14 protein-coding genes are annotated in these 15,284 nt (G+C 65.0%); 5 read left to right on the forward strand and 9 right to left on the reverse strand.

Annotated elements, in window-relative coordinates; translation table 11 throughout:
* The 3 genes from GUV69_RS10665 to GUV69_RS10675 all read right to left on the reverse strand — a co-directional run bounded on the left by GUV69_RS10665 (position 1) and on the right by GUV69_RS10675 (position 4,007).
* Entirely contained in the window at positions 1 to 1,380 is a 1,380-nt protein-coding gene (locus GUV69_RS10665) for a threonine/serine exporter family protein (RefSeq protein WP_373458774.1), read from the reverse strand.
* Positions 1,381 to 1,525: 145 nt separating this feature from the next.
* On the reverse strand, positions 1,526 to 2,842 hold the full coding sequence (locus GUV69_RS10670; protein ID WP_164202172.1) for a peptidoglycan bridge formation glycyltransferase FemA/FemB family protein: 1,317 nt from the start codon (positions 2,840 to 2,842) through the stop codon (positions 1,526 to 1,528).
* 91 nt (positions 2,843 to 2,933) lie between these two features.
* Entirely contained in the window at positions 2,934 to 4,007 is a 1,074-nt protein-coding gene (locus GUV69_RS10675) for a lipid II:glycine glycyltransferase FemX (RefSeq protein ID WP_244292695.1), read from the reverse strand.
* 158 nt (positions 4,008 to 4,165) lie between these two features.
* Here GUV69_RS10675 and GUV69_RS10680 point away from each other — a divergent pair, with 158 nt between their 5' ends.
* Positions 4,166 to 4,711 carry a TspO/MBR family protein gene (locus GUV69_RS10680; RefSeq protein WP_164202177.1) on the forward strand — a complete coding sequence of 182 codons (546 nt, stop codon included), beginning with the start codon at positions 4,166 to 4,168 and terminating at the stop codon, positions 4,709 to 4,711.
* A 9-nt stretch (positions 4,712 to 4,720) separates the two neighbouring features.
* On the opposite strand, the gene gcvP is transcribed toward GUV69_RS10680, so the two are convergent.
* Together gcvP and GUV69_RS10690 are read right to left on the reverse strand one after the other, a co-directional pair.
* A complete protein-coding gene (gene gcvP / locus GUV69_RS10685) occupies positions 4,721 to 7,585 on the reverse strand; it encodes an aminomethyl-transferring glycine dehydrogenase (RefSeq protein WP_164202179.1) in 2,865 nt (954 codons plus the stop codon).
* 177 nt (positions 7,586 to 7,762) lie between these two features.
* Complete coding sequence (locus GUV69_RS10690; protein WP_164202181.1) at positions 7,763 to 8,302, reverse strand: TetR/AcrR family transcriptional regulator; 540 nt, start codon at positions 8,300 to 8,302, stop codon at positions 7,763 to 7,765.
* 66 nt (positions 8,303 to 8,368) lie between these two features.
* On the opposite strand from GUV69_RS10690, the gene GUV69_RS10695 reads away from it, so the two are divergent.
* Positions 8,369 to 9,946, forward strand: coding sequence for an MFS transporter (locus GUV69_RS10695; protein ID WP_164202183.1), 1,578 nt, complete (start codon positions 8,369 to 8,371; stop codon positions 9,944 to 9,946).
* 91 nt (positions 9,947 to 10,037) lie between these two features.
* Here the strand turns inward: GUV69_RS10695 and GUV69_RS10700 are convergent, their stop codons facing one another.
* The gene (locus tag GUV69_RS10700) at positions 10,038 to 10,517 is read right to left on the reverse strand and encodes a Dps family protein (protein ID WP_164202185.1); all 480 of its coding nucleotides are present in this window, start codon (positions 10,515 to 10,517) and stop codon (positions 10,038 to 10,040) included.
* 201 nt (positions 10,518 to 10,718) lie between these two features.
* Here GUV69_RS10700 and GUV69_RS10705 point away from each other — a divergent pair, with 201 nt between their 5' ends.
* Positions 10,719 to 11,195, forward strand: a complete 477-nt coding sequence (locus tag GUV69_RS10705) for a DoxX family protein (protein ID WP_208786629.1) — start codon at positions 10,719 to 10,721, stop codon at positions 11,193 to 11,195.
* A 172-nt stretch (positions 11,196 to 11,367) separates the two neighbouring features.
* Here the strand turns inward: GUV69_RS10705 and GUV69_RS10710 are convergent, their stop codons facing one another.
* Positions 11,368 to 11,919, reverse strand: coding sequence for an AMIN-like domain-containing (lipo)protein (locus GUV69_RS10710; protein ID WP_164202188.1), 552 nt, complete (start codon positions 11,917 to 11,919; stop codon positions 11,368 to 11,370).
* A 226-nt stretch (positions 11,920 to 12,145) separates the two neighbouring features.
* Complete coding sequence (locus tag GUV69_RS10715) at positions 12,146 to 12,448, reverse strand: DUF4193 domain-containing protein (RefSeq protein WP_164202190.1); 303 nt, start codon at positions 12,446 to 12,448, stop codon at positions 12,146 to 12,148.
* Between the two features lie 174 nt (positions 12,449 to 12,622).
* On the opposite strand from GUV69_RS10715, the gene GUV69_RS10720 reads away from it, so the two are divergent.
* Positions 12,623 to 12,970: a hypothetical protein gene (locus tag GUV69_RS10720; RefSeq protein WP_164202192.1), complete on the forward strand. Its 348-nt coding sequence runs from the start codon at positions 12,623 to 12,625 to the stop codon at positions 12,968 to 12,970.
* Between the two features lie 100 nt (positions 12,971 to 13,070).
* Positions 13,071 to 13,766 (forward strand): alpha/beta hydrolase, encoded by a 696-nt coding sequence (locus GUV69_RS10725; RefSeq protein WP_164202194.1) that lies wholly within the window; start codon positions 13,071 to 13,073, stop codon positions 13,764 to 13,766.
* Here the strand turns inward: GUV69_RS10725 and GUV69_RS10730 are convergent.
* Positions 13,720 to 15,180, reverse strand: coding sequence for a M1 family metallopeptidase (locus tag GUV69_RS10730; protein WP_244292696.1), 1,461 nt, complete (start codon positions 15,178 to 15,180; stop codon positions 13,720 to 13,722). The genes GUV69_RS10725 and GUV69_RS10730 overlap by 47 nt on opposite strands.
* Between the last annotated feature and the right edge of the window lie 104 nt (positions 15,181 to 15,284).

Below are 15,284 nucleotides of genomic sequence, written 5' to 3' on the forward strand. Positions count from 1 at the left end.
TCACCGCCGCCGGGCGCGCCGCCGCTCGTTGCTCGCCAGGCTGCGCGTCAGCGGCCGCGCCAGGGTGTCGCCGAGGACAATCCCGGCCGCGGTAGCGAGGACAATGGCGCCGGCGTTGAGCATGCCGCCGGCCCCCAGCAGGATTTCTGATTCCTCGATGGTCAGGACGTACATCGAGCGGAAAATGGTCAGGCCGGGCAGCAGGATCAGTGCCGCCGGAACAGCCACCACCAGCTGCGGGGCGCCCATCTTCAGTGCCACCACCCGTGCCAGCAGGCCGATGACCACGGCGGCGAGTGCCGGTGAGAACCGGTCGCCGATGCCAAGCGATCCTGCACCCAGCAGGACAAAGTAGCCCACCACCCCCACACCCGCGGTGGGCAGCAGCAGATCCCACGAGGTCTGCTCCGTGATGCCAATGGCCATCACGGCAACGGCGATGAAGATCACCAGGACCCACAGGTCGTAAGCCGGGGGGAACGTCTGCGTGACGTCGATCGCCTGCATGCCGATCATCGACCCCACCACGAAGGCCACCGCGATGCCGGCCACAATCGCGCCGAAAGTCAGCAACGTGGAAAGGAACCGGCCGGCTGCCGTGACGGGGAATCCGTTAATGGCGTCCTGGACGGAGGAGACAAGGCGCCCTGTGGGCAGGAGCAGGAGGATGCCGCCCACTACAACGATGGCCGGCGCATTGGTCAGGCCGAAGCGCCACAACAGCAGCGCGGTGAGGGTGACCGCGAAGGCGCAGGCCGCCGTCGTAAAGAAGTCCGGCACCCGCCACCGGCCCAGCTGCCGGGCGAGTAGGCTGACGCCAAGGTTGGCCACAAAAGCAATGGCCGAGGACGCCGGGCCGCCGCCCAGGACGCCCACAAAGACCGCGGCAAACACGCCGAAGGCCATGGTGACCATCCAGCGCGGGAACGGCTTGGGGCTGGTGATGGCCTCGTCGAGCCGGCGGACGGCCTCGTCGCGGCCCACTCCCCCGGCCACGATGTCGGTCACCAGCCGGTGTACCTTGGCCAGTCCGGCGTAGTTGTTGGTCCAGGACCGCACCACCCGAAGCAGCGCAATCGGTGGCTGGTCCTTCGGGGCGTAGTTGATGGCCACCGACTGGTTGGTGATATCCACCTCGATGTTTTTCAACCCCAGCGCCGCGGTCACGGCAATAATGCTCGTCTCCACCTCCAGCGCGCCCGCCCCGTACCGGAACATGGTCTCGGCGAGGTGCAGGGCAAAGTCCAGGGTTTTCCGGGCGGAGGTGTCCACCCCGCCCACCTGGATCATGGGGTTGGCGTAGGGGCTCCCGGCGAGCCTGTCCACGATGCTCATTGGCGCCGTCGGCGGGTTCTCCCCCTGGACCAGGCGCCGCAGCATCCGTTTGGCCGCAGCATCGTGGCCGAGCTGGGAGGGCGAGAGCGGCTCTGTCTTGGGCAGGCCGTCTGTATGAGGCTTGCCGCGGTAATTCTCGGGACGTTTGTTCACGTTGGTCCGCCTCCCTCTGCGCTTTGGTGGATTGGTGTTATGCCTGCCGCTTCAGCGGCAGTTTGCCGAGTACTGTCCGGGCCGCTGCCACGGCGGCGCGGGCCAGGCGGTTGGCCTGGAACGGGAGCGGCCGCACCGGGGTCACGAAGTTGCCCACCAGCTGGACCACCTCGCCGCCGAAGCCCTTCTTGAACTGGTACCCGCCGTGTCCTTCTTCGTCCTGCCCCTCGATACCGAAGGTGCCGTAGAAGTTGTACCGGGCATATCCCTTCTCCAGGCCGTGGATCATCATGCCCCAATACAGGGAGGTGGCGCCGTTGAAGTAGATGTAGTCCTGGACGGTCCCGCCGATCACGCACACCACCTCGTCGCCGAAGCAGACGAAGTGGATGGCTGCCACGGTGGCCACACCCACCGAGTCCGGGAACCGCTCAATGTCCTTCAGGCTGCGTTCGTAGCTGTCCACGAGGTCCTGGACCACCTTGAGCCGGTTGGCCTTCTTTTTGCTGCCGGTTTCCTCGACCTCACGCCGCAGCTCGGCAGCGGCCGCCGATTCGGCTTCCAGGCGCTCTGTGATCGATTTCCGGTACGCGGGAATGTCGATCTTGGCCATCATGAGCTTGGTGAACTCGGGTGTCGTGGTCCGCAGGAGCTGTTCGTAGTATTCGCGCTCCCGGTAGACGAACCCCTTCTCGTTCCCGGCGGTGCTGAGGGCGTTGTAGAACTCATCCAGCGTCTCGAGCGTGGCCTGTTCCAGGAACACACCGTTCTTCTCTGCCTTGCGGATGGCCTTGCGGGTCCGGTAGCTGGTGCTCATGATGAGCTCTTCAGAGTCCTTGATGCCTTCGAGCGTTTTGACGAACATCCAGTTCACATTGACGAAGTCCATCTCCGAGCCCTGGTGTTCAAAGCCCAGGCGCGCCAGCTCGGACACCAGCGGCCTGTTGTCCGTTATCTCGGGGTGCTCGGCGCCGTCCTCATCGCGGGCGATGTACGGCAGGTTCGGGGAGATCCGCAGTTCTGCGGCCTTGCGGGCCGCTGCGCGCTCTTTGAGTAGCCCGACGACGTCACGCACCAAGGCGGCGTCCGTGTAGTCCATGAGGGGGCCTTTGGCGCACTCGCACACTTTGTAGCCGAACCGGTTGGTGGTGTAGTTCAGTTTGCCGGCGGCCACGAGTTCACCGTCGCGCCTGACACCGAACAGTTCCACTACCTGGCCGCGGGCGCGCTGGAACCGGACGAACCCGACGGACTGGATGAAGTTGTTTTGGGGATGGTTGAGCGAGAAGGTCTCGAACTCGGCATCGCTGAGGACCCCGAGCTCGAGCCCGGTTCCTGCCTTGGTTGGATTCACGGAAGTAACCTCATCTGTGGCTGTGCCGCCGGCTGGGGCATGCGCCGGCGTTCGTCTATGTGTGGTTCGGTGGGTGTTCGCTGAGGGGCTGTCAGTAGAACTGCTGGCCGGTCCGGGCGGTTTCGACCCGGCGGAAGACCCGTTCGGCACCCTTGGTCCACAGGGCGTACCTGAGCGGGGCCAGGACGTAATCGTGGCAGCCCACGAAGTCTGTGACAGTCTTCGTGAAGCTCGTCTTGAACATGCCCATGCCGTAGAGGTTGTGGGCTTTGTCCTTGATCTGCGCGGCCGGCGGGGTTCCGCAGAAGTCGTACTCGGTGCAGCCCAGCTCCTGCATGCGGCGGATCGCGGCCCACTGGACCAGGTGGGAATCGCCGTACTGTTTGCGGTTCTGCGTGGAGCCGCCGTCCTTGTATGTTGCCTTGGCGCCGTAATTGATCACGAAGGCACCAACGCTGGGTTTGCCGTCCTCATACACGAAGAAGAACCGGCCCTGGCCGCGGTTGCAGAACTCGTCCCAGAACCGGGCGTAGTACTCGTAGCTGCGCAGGGGCATGGACCCCTTGGCATTCACTGTGTCCGCCATCAGGTCATAGAGCGCCCTGTACGTTTCCGGGCTCTGTTCGCGTTCAACAACTTCGCAGCCTTCACGTTCGGCGCGGCGGATGGCGTTCCGGGCGCGGGACGAGATGGCACGCAGCACCTCGTTTTCCGGCGCGCTGATGTCCAGCAGCGCGGTGGAGTCGTTGGACTGGATGTTGGGTGCCTTCACCAGGCCGGCCGCCACGAGCTCCGCCTGGGCGTCAGGCGAGGAGATGATGTCCGGTTCAATCTTGATGCTAAAGACGTTGAGCTTGCGGCTCCGGGCGAACGCGGCGCAGGCTTCGAGGGCCGGCTTAAGATCCGCGGCGGAGTCCAGGTCCGGTCCCTTGATGAGGTACCAGAGGCGGCCCAGAACAGGGAACTTCTTCTCCAGGACGAGGTTATAACTGGATGTTCCGCCCGACTCCAGGACCAGGAAGCGGACATTCCAGCCGCTGCCGTTCTTGACGGACGCGTAGGCCGCTGACTGCAGCATGTTGCCGCCGTTGGGGTTGGCCGTGACGTGCTTGTCCCAGTTCTCAATTTCCTCCGCTGTGGCAAAGCGGGCGGTGAATTCTCGCAAGGGGGCAGTGTCCAATCTCAGGGTTTCGTTCGTGGTTCTGTGCTCGTGGCGGCGTGCGGACATGTAGCCACAAGTCTAAAGCCTGAACCGCTCCTGCCAGTTCAGCAGGGCTGTGCGCCCGCCTTGACTCGGCCGCCACGCTTCGCAAGGGTTGACCCATGAAGCTACTGCCGGAAGAGTCCTCCCACGCGCCAGGAGGCGCCGGCCCCAAACGCGGGCCGGGCGTCCAGGCAATTGCCCTTGTGCTCTTCCTGGCGGCCTCGTACCTGGTCGCCTGGCTGGGTGCATTCTCCACGATGGCCAACGTGGACGGCTGGTATGTCGACGCCGACAAAGCTCCGTGGTCACCGCCCAACTGGCTGTTCGGTCCCGTGTGGACATTCCTCTACACGGCCATGGCCGTGGCAGCGTGGCTGGTCTGGCGCCGCGGTGTGCCCGCGTCCCGCCCGGCCCTGGTTACCTACGGCATCCAGTTGTTCCTCAACCTGCTGTGGACGCCCACCTTCTTCGGCCTCTACCCGGTCATGGGCACAGCGGCCCTCTGGCTGGCGTTTGCCGTTATCCTCGCGCTGATTGTGGCGGTGACCTTTACGGTGGTTCGTTTCGGTCCCATCAGCCGGCTGGCCGGACTGCTGCTGCTGCCCTACATCACGTGGATTGTGTTCGCCTCATCCCTCAACCTCTGGGCGGCGCTGAACAACTAGCCGGGGTCCTTAGTTTTCGAACTCGGAGAGCGGCGGGCAGGAGCAGATGAGGTTACGGTCTCCGCCGGCGCCGTCGATCCGGCCCACCGGGGGGAAGTACTTGTCCTGCTTGAGGTGGTGGACGGGGAAGACGGCCTGCTCACGGGAGTACTCGCGGGTCCAGTCCGTGTTTACGACGGCGGCCGCGGTGTGCGGTGCGTTGCGCAGGGGCGAGTTCTCCACGGTGAAGTCACCGGCAGCGACCTGGTCGATTTCCTTGCGGATGGTGATCATCGCGTCGATGAACCGGTCGATCTCGGCCAGGTCCTCGGACTCGGTGGGCTCCACCATCAGGGTGCCCGCGACCGGGAACGCCAGGGTGGGGGCGTGGAAACCGTAATCGATCAGGCGCTTGGCCACATCCTCGGCCGTCACGCCCGTCTTGGCGGTCAGTTCGCGCAGGTCCAGGATGCACTCGTGCGCCACCAGCCCGCCCTCACCGGTGTAGAGGACCGGGAAGTACTCGTTCAGGCGGGCCGCAACATAGTTCGCCGCGAGCAGCGCCGACTTCGTCGCTTCCTTCAGGCCCTCAGCACCCATGAGCTTCACATACGCCCAGGAGATCGGCAGGACACCGGCGGAACCGAAGTTCGACGCGCTGATCGCCACGCCGTGGCCCTCCTGGTGGGCTGCCTTGTTCGCGTCCCCGGGCATGAACGGGGCCAGGTGTGCTTTGGCCGCGACCGGGCCGACGCCGGGTCCGCCGCCGCCGTGCGGGATGCAGAAGGTCTTGTGCAGGTTCAGGTGCGAGACGTCCCCGCCGAACTTGCCCGGCTGCGCCAGGCCGACCAGGGCGTTTAGGTTCGCCCCGTCCACATAGACCTGCCCGCCCGCAGCGTGCACGGCGTCGCAGATTTCGGTCACGTCGGCGTCGTACACGCCGTGGGTGGAGGGGTAGGTGATCATGATCGCGGAGAGGGCGTCCTTGTGCGCCTCGATCTTCGCGTACAGGTCCGTGTGGTCAATCGTGCCGTCCGCCGCGGTGGCGACAACAACGACCTTCATGCCGGCCAGGACCGCGGACGCGGCGTTCGTGCCGTGCGCGGAGGCCGGGATCAGGCAGACGTTGCGCTGCGCGTCGCCGTTGGCGCGGTGGTACCCGCGGATCGCCAACAACCCGGCGAGTTCGCCCTGGGAGCCGGCGTTCGGCTGCAACGAGACCTGGTCGTAGCCGGTGATCTCGGCCAGGTCGTCTTCGAGGCCCTTGATGAGTTCGCGCCAGCCCACGGTCTGGGACTCGGGGGCGAACGGGTGGATCGAGGCGAACTCCGGCCAGGAAATCGCTTCCATCTCGGCGGTCGCGTTCAGCTTCATCGTGCACGAACCCAGCGGAATCATGGTCCGGTCCAGCGCCAGGTCCCGGTCCGAGAGCTTCCGGATGTAACGCAGCAACTGCGTCTCGGACCGGTGCGTGTTGAACACCGGGTGCTGCATGAACTCGGAGGTGCGGAGCACGGAGCCATCAAAGGAGTACCCCGCCTGAAGGGAGGAGCCGGTGCCGGCAACCCGGGCACCAAACGCCTCAGCGACGGCCGCGACGGTTTCCGGCGTCGTGGTTTCATCGACGGAGATGCCAACGGTATCGGCGTCGATGCCGCGGAGGTTGATGCCCTTGGCTTCGGCAGCGGCAACCACAGCTGCGGCCTTCCTAGGAACTGAAACAGTGAGGGTATCGAAGTAGCTGGTGTGCGGCACGTCCAGCCCGCCCGCCGTCAATGAAGCTGCCAGCGTCTTCGCGTGGTTGTGGACGCGTTCGGCGATGGCCTTCAGCCCGTCCGGGCCGTGGTAGACGGCGTAGAACGAGGACACGATGGCCAGCAGGGCCTGCGCGGTGCAGATGTTCGAGGTCGCCTTCTCCCGGCGGATGTGCTGCTCACGGGTCTGCAGCGCCAGACGGTACGCCGGAACACCGGCGTCGTCCTTGGACACACCCACCAGGCGGCCGGGCATGGACCGCTCCAGGCCCTTCGCCACCGCCATGTAGGCCGCGTGCGGGCCGCCGAAGAACAGCGGGACACCGAAACGCTGGGTGGAACCGACCGCGATGTCCGCGCCCTGCTCACCGGGAGGGATGATCAGGGTCAGCGCCAGCAGGTCCGCCGCGACCGTGACCAGAGCGCCGCGTTCCTTGGCAGCGGCGATGACCTCGGCGTGGTTGAACACGCGGCCGGACACGCCGGGCTGCTGCAGCACGATGCCGTTGATGACACCCTCGGGCAGGCCCTTGGACAGGTCAGCGACCTCCACCTCGAAGCCGAGGGCTTCGGCGCGGCCCTTCACGATCGCGATGGTCTGCGGCATGACATCGGCATCCAGGACGGTCTTGCCGTCCACGGCAGCCTTGTTTTTGTTGGCCCGACGCATCATCAGGACGGCCTCAGCCACGGCGGTGGCTTCATCCAGCAGGGAGGCATTGGCGATGGGCAGGCCCACCAGGTCCTGGACCATGGTCTGGAAGTTCAGCAGCGCCTCAAGCCGGCCCTGGGAAATCTCGGGCTGGTACGGCGTGTACGCGGTGTACCAGGCCGGCGCTTCAAGAATGTTCCGGCGGATCACCGCAGGGGTGACCGTGTCGTAATAGCCCTGGCCGATCATCTGCACAGCCGTCTTATTCTTGCCCGCGAGCTTCCGCAGCTCAGCCAGGACCTCAACCTCACTCAGGGCGTCCTGGAGGCGAAGTGCCATGTCCTCCCGGATGCCCTTGGGGACAGCGGTATCCACCAGGCCATCAACGGTGTCGTGGCCAACGGCCTTGAGCATCGTGTCGATATCGGCCTGGCGGCGGGCGCCAATGTGCCTGTCAACAAAGGTGGCGGAGGCGGGCGTAACACTCACAGGGAACTCCATAAATAGATGAGGCGGCAAGGGTACGCCACGACGTCCAATTCTCCTCCGCCCCTGGTCATCGGGCAAATGGGCCGCCGGGTTCTGCACCATCATTTCGCGCCGGAGGCTAAGAGCGCCCGGAGACCCCCGGGCCGCACACAGGCCTGGCCGAAAGACTGAGCAGAATCAGCCGCGCAACCGCTCCACTGCGGACAAAAGCACTTCCACGTCGCCCTTCAGTCCGTCGGCACCCGATGCCTGCCCGCCTTCCCACATGGCGTTCAGATACAACCCGTCCCCCATATACAGCACGGCCTTTGCCATCGCGGTGCCAACATCGGTGGCGATGAGGTCCAGCCATTGCTGCTGGATGGCGGCAAACCGGCGCCGGGCCTCCACATGGGCCACTTCCGCCAGCCTGCTGGCGGCGAGGAACGAACGGTCCATCGGCGAACCGGACCAGAGCGAAGTCCGGATGAAGTAGGTGGCCGCCCCTTCCGGAGCCGCCGCCATGAGGGCGATGTCTTCGCCTGCCAGCAGGTCCAGGCGCTCCAGCATGGCCGTGATCAGCGCCTCTTTGTTGGGGAAGTGGTAGAGCAGGCCGCCTTTGGACACGCCAGCCCGCTTCGCCACGGCATCCAGGGTGGCAGCCCGCTCCCCCACGCTAATCAGGAGTTCTTCAAAAGCGTCAAGGACGGCGCCGCGGGCTACGGGTTTTCTGGGCATGGTTCCCATCATGCACGGTCACGGCTTCGTTTCTTAACTGTACCGTCTGGACGGTATAGTTTAGGAATGACGTTGCCCGCATCCTCCCGCCAGAACACGCGCAGCACATTGACCACCGCCCTACCGTCGGGACCGGCCAGGTCGCCGTGGCGGGACTGGCTCGCCCTGGCCCTGCTGATGTTCCCCGTGCTCTTGGTCGCCGTGGACAACACGGCGCTGACCTTCGCGCTGCCGGCGATTGCGGGCAGCTTGCAGACAACCGGCGTCCAGTTGCTGTGGATCGTGGACGCCTATCCGCTGGTGCTCGCCGGCCTACTGGTTGCCATGGGCAGCCTGGGCGACCGGATCGGGCGCCGCCGCCTCCTGCTGATCGGCAGCGTTGGCTTTGCGGCCGTGTCAGCAGTCACAGCCTTTGCCCCCAGCGCGGAATGGCTCATCGCAGGACGGGCCGCGCTGGGGTTCTTTGGTGCCATGCTGATGCCGTCCACCCTGTCCCTGATCCGCAACATCTTTCCTGATCCAAACCGGCGCAGGCTGGCCGTAGCCATCTGGGCGGCGGGCTTCTCCGGCGGCGCCGCCCTCGGGCCCATTTTTGGCGGGTGGCTGGTGGAGGAGTTTTGGTGGGGTGCCATCCTGCTGGTCGCCGTGCCCATCATGCTGCCGCTGGTGGCTTTCGGCCCCGCCTTCATCCCGGAATCGAGCGACCCCCGCCCCGGACGGCTGGATGTGCCGAGCATCGCCCTGTCCCTGCTGGTGATGGTTCCGGTGGTGTACGGCATCAAGGATCTGGCAACAGAAGGCTTCGGGGCCACACCTGCGGCTCTGATCGCATTCGGCCTCGCCATGGGATTCGTCTTTGTCCGCCGTCAGCAACGGCTTGCCAGCCCCCTGCTGGACATGTCGCTGTTCGGCAACCCGGTTTTCAGTACCGCCATCACGGCCAACGTGCTGGCGCTGTTCTCCTTCAACGGCTTTATCCTGTTCCTCGCCCAGCACCTGCAGCTCCTGGACGGGATGACGCCGTCAGCCGCCGGCGTCGCCATGATCCCGGCCCTGGTGGCAACCGTGGTGGCCGGCCTCGCGGTGGTGCCGCTGGTGCGGAAGGTGCGGCCAGGCTTCGTGGTGGCCGGAGGCCTGGCCCTTAGCGCCACCGGCTACGGCATCGTCCTCTTCGGCGATCACGCCTCCGGCCCCGTTCTCCTGCTGGCTGCGTTGCTGATTCTTGCCCTCGGAGTCGGTGCGGCGGAGACAATCTCCAACGACCTCATCCTGGGCTCCGTCCCTGCCGAAAAGTCAGGTGCAGCTGCCGCCATCTCGGAAACCGGATACGAGGTGGGTTCCCTGCTGGGGACGGCCGTCCTGGGCTCGATCCTCACCGCGTCCTACCAGCACAATCTCCGGTTTCCCGCCGGGCTGGCGGAGTCCTCGCCAGGCGGCGCCGTCCACCAGGCCGGCGAAACCCTCGCGGGTGCCATGGAACTGGCAGTCAGCCTGCCCGCTCCGCTGGGCGACGCGCTGCGCGGGGCGGCCCGCCTGGCGTTTGATTCGGGGGTCCACATCACTGCCGCAATTGCGCTGGTACTGATGGCTGGAGCTGCGGCCCTCACCGCCGTCGTGCTCCGCAGAATTCCGACGGCGGACTAGGCACAGCGGTCCGGCCCCGCCGGGTTGCGCATAAAGGAGGCCCCGGTTCCGGATGTGATTCCGGAACCGGGGCCTCCCCGGGGCCAGACTGCTACTTCGTGTCGGGCGCGGTGACGCTGGCGGACGCCTTCATGGTCTCGGCGTTGACCATCCACGCGTACTGCTCCAGCTTGGCGATGAATTCGTGCAGCAGGTCCGCTGTAGTGGGATCCTCTTCATCCACCTCGTCATGGACCTTGCGCATGGTACCTACCGTTGCCTCAAGGGCGGCGACGATCCGCTCGATGGCATCCTTGGTGTTGATGAGGCCCTCGGGGAACTGGGCCAGCGACGTGGACTTGGCCACGGTGGCGCTGCGGCCGTCCGGCAGGGCATGGAGGGCGCGCATCCGCTCGGCGGTGTCATCAGCGAACTGCCGGGCGGCGTCGACAATTTCATCCAGCTGCAGGTGCAGGTCCCGGAAGTTGGTGCCCACAATATTCCAGTGGGCCTGCTTGCCTTGGATGTGCAGCTCGATCAGGTCTGCCAGAACGGCCTGCAGGTTGTTGGTCAGGGTCGGTGAAGCTTTCATGAATCCTCCTCGATTGGTCCAGTAATGCCGACGCTATCAGTCCGGCAGGGGCTGAGCCCTGCCGGCGGCAACGATTTCTCAGTAAGCTTACTAAGCTGTCCGGCGCGGCTCAAAGCAGAGTGGCTTGGCGCCTCGTCCGCGAACACGCAGCGCAAGTTACCGGCGGGTAGAGCAGGCATGGAAACATGCTACTTTTCAGTCATGACGCTCACCCGAACAGCATTGACCCGGCTCCTGACCCGCCCAGCAGGGAAGGTCTCGGCGCCCCGGCTGATCGGAGCGGTGGCACTGGGCGGTGCACTGGCTTTCGCCGGAGTCAGCCACCTCACCGTTGCGCGGCAGGAATTCCAGGCTCAGGTCCCGCCCTGGTTCCCGATGGATAAAGACTTTGTGGTGCTGGCGTCAGGCGTGGCTGAAATCAGCCTCGGCGCCGCCCTGATCGCACTGCGCAAGCGCCGCGTCCCGGTCGGATTGATGGCGGCGGCATTCTTCGTACTCATCTTTCCCGGCAACATTTCGCAGTACGTGACCCGTACGGACGGCTTCGGCCTGGATACAGACCGTGCACGCTTTGTGCGGCTGTTCTTCCAGCCCGTCCTGGTCGTGTGGGCGCTGTGGTCCACCGGAGCCTGGAAGGAACTGCGCGCGGCGCTGCGGCAGGGCAAACGCCGGGAGTAGCCCCGCCGTCGGGAGTCATCTCGGCCGCTGCGGCCACCCGCGGCACAACGGCTGGTGCCGCCAACGCCCCGCGCACAGAGCGGTGCCCTGTCCGGAGTCTTCCCGGGCAGGGCACCTTTCCTTTGCGTTTCTCGACTTATCTCAACGCTGGAGCATCTGCCGGACGGGGCGGTCACCAGAAGTGCGCCACATCCACCACCAGGCGCGATCCGGAGCCAGGGCCGTCCAGGGCGAATACCCGGAACGGGAGCCGGGCACGGACGCCCAGGCCGAGGCTGGTGTAGCCTTCGTAGCTGCCTGCATAAGCTACCTGCCGGAAGGTCTGGTATCCCGAGACATTGGACAGCTCGGTGTCCGGAACCGGCGGGGTGTACGTGGGCTTGTAATTGCCGTTGTACGCCGGCGCGTTCACTGTCACCTGGAGGAAGGCAGCACCCCGCACCGGGATTTTGTTGCCTGAACCGTCCTGGACCACGGCCGGCACATACCGGACCGTGTAGCCCTTAACAGCGCCGTTGAGATCAACCACCATCCGGTCGAAGCAGTAGTGCTGCCCTGTCCTGATGTTGGTGACGGATGCGGAGCTCATCGCCGCATCTGATTTAGCCAGCGACCCCCAGACGAGTCCGCAATAGGATGTGGTTGCCGAGGCAGGCCCCGGAGCCAGGAAACCCAATCCAACAGCCATCAGAATGACCGTCAGCCACGTGTAAACCTTTTTCATTGTGGGCCACCCTTCGAGTGATTAGGTAGCTCAAGCGTAGGAGCCTCAGCGGCCCTTATACAGGGTTGTTGCCGCTTCGGCGCGGAACCGTTAAACGGGGCTTTGGCCGGTCACGCGGGAGTAATCCGGCGGCATCGCGGGGGCCAAAAGAAACGCTATTAACACCATTTCTGCACCCCGCCGTTATGCATGATAACGACGCTGGCCTGGCGCCTGCGAGAACGTCTTAGCCTTCGCACTCGATGCAGTACTTCATGCCGTTCTTTTCGCGCGCAATCTGGGACCGGTGGCGGACCAGGAAGCAGGACGAGCAGGTGAACTCATCGGACTGCTCGGGGACAACAACAACGGTCAGCTCTTCGCCGGAGAGATCGGCACCGGGAAGGTCGATGCCCTCAGCGGTATCGTTCTCCTCGACGTCGATGACGGCGGTCTGGGCATTGCCGCCGCGGGATGCCTGCAAAGCCTCCAGTGACTCGGCGGACGACTCATCATCCGTCTTGCGTGGAGCGTCGTAATCGGTAGCCATAACGGGGTTCACTTTCGTTGCTGCGCGGCACCATTTCAGGCGCCTCAGTGAAGCAGTTTAGGTCATAGTGCCGGTAGTTAAGCAATAGCGTCGGCAACCCGACCGATTTCCGGGGGCCGCCGCGGGGTTAGGCTGAAATAGCCAGCATTCCGTGTTGTGACCTCAGGAGGCATCATGGCCGCCAAACTCAACAACAAAGCACTCACCCACGCGCGCAAGCTCATCAAGAGCGGAAAAGTTGAACGCGATGTCCGCGATGACTGGAGTGAACATGCCCCGTCAGCCGACGACGAGAATGCGTATATCGACAAGCACGGCTTCGCGGCATTCGCCGAATGGCACCTGGGCCGGGATGCCGACCAATCCGAAGGCACCAAGGGCAGCGTCAGTTTTCCGTTCGGCGACTTCAGGAAGATCCACCGCTGCGCCGTGATCTCGCTGGAGAGCCGGGCAGCCCAGCACGGCCACGATGATATCCGGGACGCCGCCAAGAAGCTGCTGGACCTGATCGATTCAGAGTGAGGGATCAGCAGGATCTCCGCCGGCCAATTGACAGCGCTGCCTGGACGCGGTGTACTAGTTGTAGCTTCAACTAAACCCACACACGCCACCAGGAGCACGCATGAGCCTCGCCGAAAAGCCCGACGCCGCAGAAATGCACGTCGACGGCATTCCCCACGTTGTGGCAACCGCCGGTTCTGCCGACCCGGCTGCACCGCTGGTGGTGCTGCTGCACGGACGCGGTTCCAATGAACGCGAGATCCTGGGCCTCGCGGACCACCTCCCGCAGGGCTTCGCCTACGCTGCCGTTCGAGCCCCCATCGCGGAGGGTGGCGGATATGCGTGGTTTGCCAATCGGGGCATCGGACGGCCCACGCCGGAGTCCCTGGCAGAGCAGATGGCCTGGTTCAGGAGCTGGCTCGACGGGTTCGCCCCCGCTGGCCGGCCTGTCATCCTGGTCGGCTTCAGCGGAGGCGCCGCTTTCGCCGGCGGCCTGATACTCAACGATCCCCACCGCTTCTCGGGAGCGGCGATTCTTTACGGCACGTTGCCATTCGACGCCGAGGTGCCGGTCACACCTGCCCGTTTGAACGGCCTTGACGTCTTTGTCGCCCATGGGGACCAGGACAGGGTCATTCCGGAAGAGCTGCTCGCCCGGACGTGGGGGTACCTGACGACGGAATCTGCCGCCAGCACCCATGCCCGCCGCGACCCCGGAGGACACCGCATCTCAGCTCAGACGTTGAATGAACTTGGTACCTGGATCAGCGTTACGGGATCACTGCCGGCCGGGCTGGTTCCCTCAGCCATTCATTAAAGAAAGTGTCCAGCGGTTCGCCGGAGGCTTCTTCCATCACCGCTTGGAAGTCCTCTGTGGTGGCCGACGAGTCGTCGTAGCGGTCCACCCACAATCGCGCGCCCCCGAAGAACGCATCGTCGCCGATCCTGACACGCAGCGCGTGCAGGGCAGCCGCGCCACGCTGATAAACCGCAGGCGAAAACAGGTTGTCCCGGCCAGGGTCTGCGATGTCCATCCCCCAGCGGTTGTTGGTGTCGAGGGATGTGACGGTGGCAGTGAATTGCTGCGCCACCGTTGCCAATCCCCTGTGCTCGGCCCAAAGCCACTCGATATAGGTCGCCCAGCCCTCGTTGAGCCAGATGTGCTGCCAGTCCGCCGGGCTCACGGCGTTGCCAAACCACTGATGCCCCAGCTCGTGCACTACGGTCTCTTCGCCCGCAACACCGGAGTAGAGCGGCCGCGTCTGGGTCTCCAGGGCGTAGTCGACCGAATCGTCGTCGACAATCGCCCCGAATGCCTCGAACGGGTAGCGCCCAAAAAGCGTCTCCAGGAACCTGATCATCTGCGGCTGCAGGGCAAGGGAATCAGTCGTCCGGGCCAGCGCGTCACCGGCGACGTCTTTATCGATGGCGTTGATGACGGGCAACCGCCGGGGGCCGGTGGCGTACTGCAGCACAAAGTCCCCCACGCTTGCCGTTGAGAGATAACTGGCCATTGGGTCAGTGGCGTCCCAGGCCCACGTGGTCCACCCGTCCTTCGTTGCCGGCCGGTCCGCAGGCAGGCCGTTGGCCACTGCAGTTTTGCCCTCCGGCACCGTGATGTTGAACGTGTAGGTCGCTTTATCCTCGGGATCGTCGTTGACCGGGTACCAGGTTGATGCCCCGTCGGGCTCGTTGACAACCAGAGCGCCGTCAGCGGTGGTGACCCATCCGTAGAGCGCGCCGGTGGTGTCAGTGGGTCGGCCGGTGACACCGCCGTACTCGACGACGATCCTGGCCACCTGCCCGGCCTCCAGTTCCGGCCGCAGGCCGATGGTCAGTTCCCAGACGCGATTAACACCATCCTGCACCTGCGACCATTCGGAGGTGCCGCCGTCGTGCGATTTCCCGTGTTTTGCACCCTTGCCATCGACGCTGACTGCCGTCACGTCCAGGCCGCGCAAGTCGAAGTTCAGCGTTTCGAGGTCCTCCGTGGCACGCAGCGTGATGGTGGCCACGCCGCTGAGATTCCCTTGGAGTACGGCAGGATCCGACGGCGGCGCGTAGCGCAGGTCGAGGTCGTAGTGGAGGACGTCGTAGCCTCCGTTGCCGGCGTAGGGAAAGTACGCGTCACCGCTTCCGGGTGCGCCGGCGCTGTCGCCGGCCCCGCCGGGGTCGGGCGCAGCCTGTGCGGCCACGCCGATGCCGGTGAGGCTGGCCGCAAGTACGGCCACAAGCAATAGACTTCGCTCTTTGGACCTGCTGAGGGGAACACTCCTGAACAGTGAAAACGCGCCTGTCCACGGCGCGCGGAAATATCGCATCAAAGTAGTCATCG

Source organism: [Micrococcus luteus] ATCC 49442, from assembly GCF_010367585.1.
GTDB classification, from domain to species: Bacteria; Actinomycetota; Actinomycetes; order Actinomycetales; family Micrococcaceae; genus Arthrobacter; species Arthrobacter luteus_A.

Bases quoted from the DNA above. Each gene is read 5' to 3' on its own strand.
- GUV69_RS10665 (WP_373458774.1), bottom strand. From the start codon at position 1,380: ATGCTGCGGCGCCTGGTCCAGGGGGAGAACCCGCCGACGGCGCCAATG.
- GUV69_RS10680 (WP_164202177.1), top strand. From the start codon at position 4,166: ATGAAGCTACTGCCGGAAGAGTCCTCCCACGCGCCAGGAGGCGCCGGC.
- GUV69_RS10690 (WP_164202181.1), bottom strand. From the start codon at position 8,302: ATGCCCAGAAAACCCGTAGCCCGCGGCGCCGTCCTTGACGCTTTTGAA.
- GUV69_RS10695 (WP_164202183.1), top strand. From the start codon at position 8,369: ATGACGTTGCCCGCATCCTCCCGCCAGAACACGCGCAGCACATTGACC.
- GUV69_RS10700 (WP_164202185.1), bottom strand. From the start codon at position 10,517: ATGAAAGCTTCACCGACCCTGACCAACAACCTGCAGGCCGTTCTGGCA.
- GUV69_RS10705 (WP_208786629.1), top strand. From the start codon at position 10,719: ATGACGCTCACCCGAACAGCATTGACCCGGCTCCTGACCCGCCCAGCA.
- GUV69_RS10710 (WP_164202188.1), bottom strand. From the start codon at position 11,919: ATGAAAAAGGTTTACACGTGGCTGACGGTCATTCTGATGGCTGTTGGA.
- GUV69_RS10715 (WP_164202190.1), bottom strand. From the start codon at position 12,448: ATGGCTACCGATTACGACGCTCCACGCAAGACGGATGATGAGTCGTCC.
- GUV69_RS10720 (WP_164202192.1), top strand. From the start codon at position 12,623: ATGGCCGCCAAACTCAACAACAAAGCACTCACCCACGCGCGCAAGCTC.
- GUV69_RS10725 (WP_164202194.1), top strand. From the start codon at position 13,071: ATGAGCCTCGCCGAAAAGCCCGACGCCGCAGAAATGCACGTCGACGGC.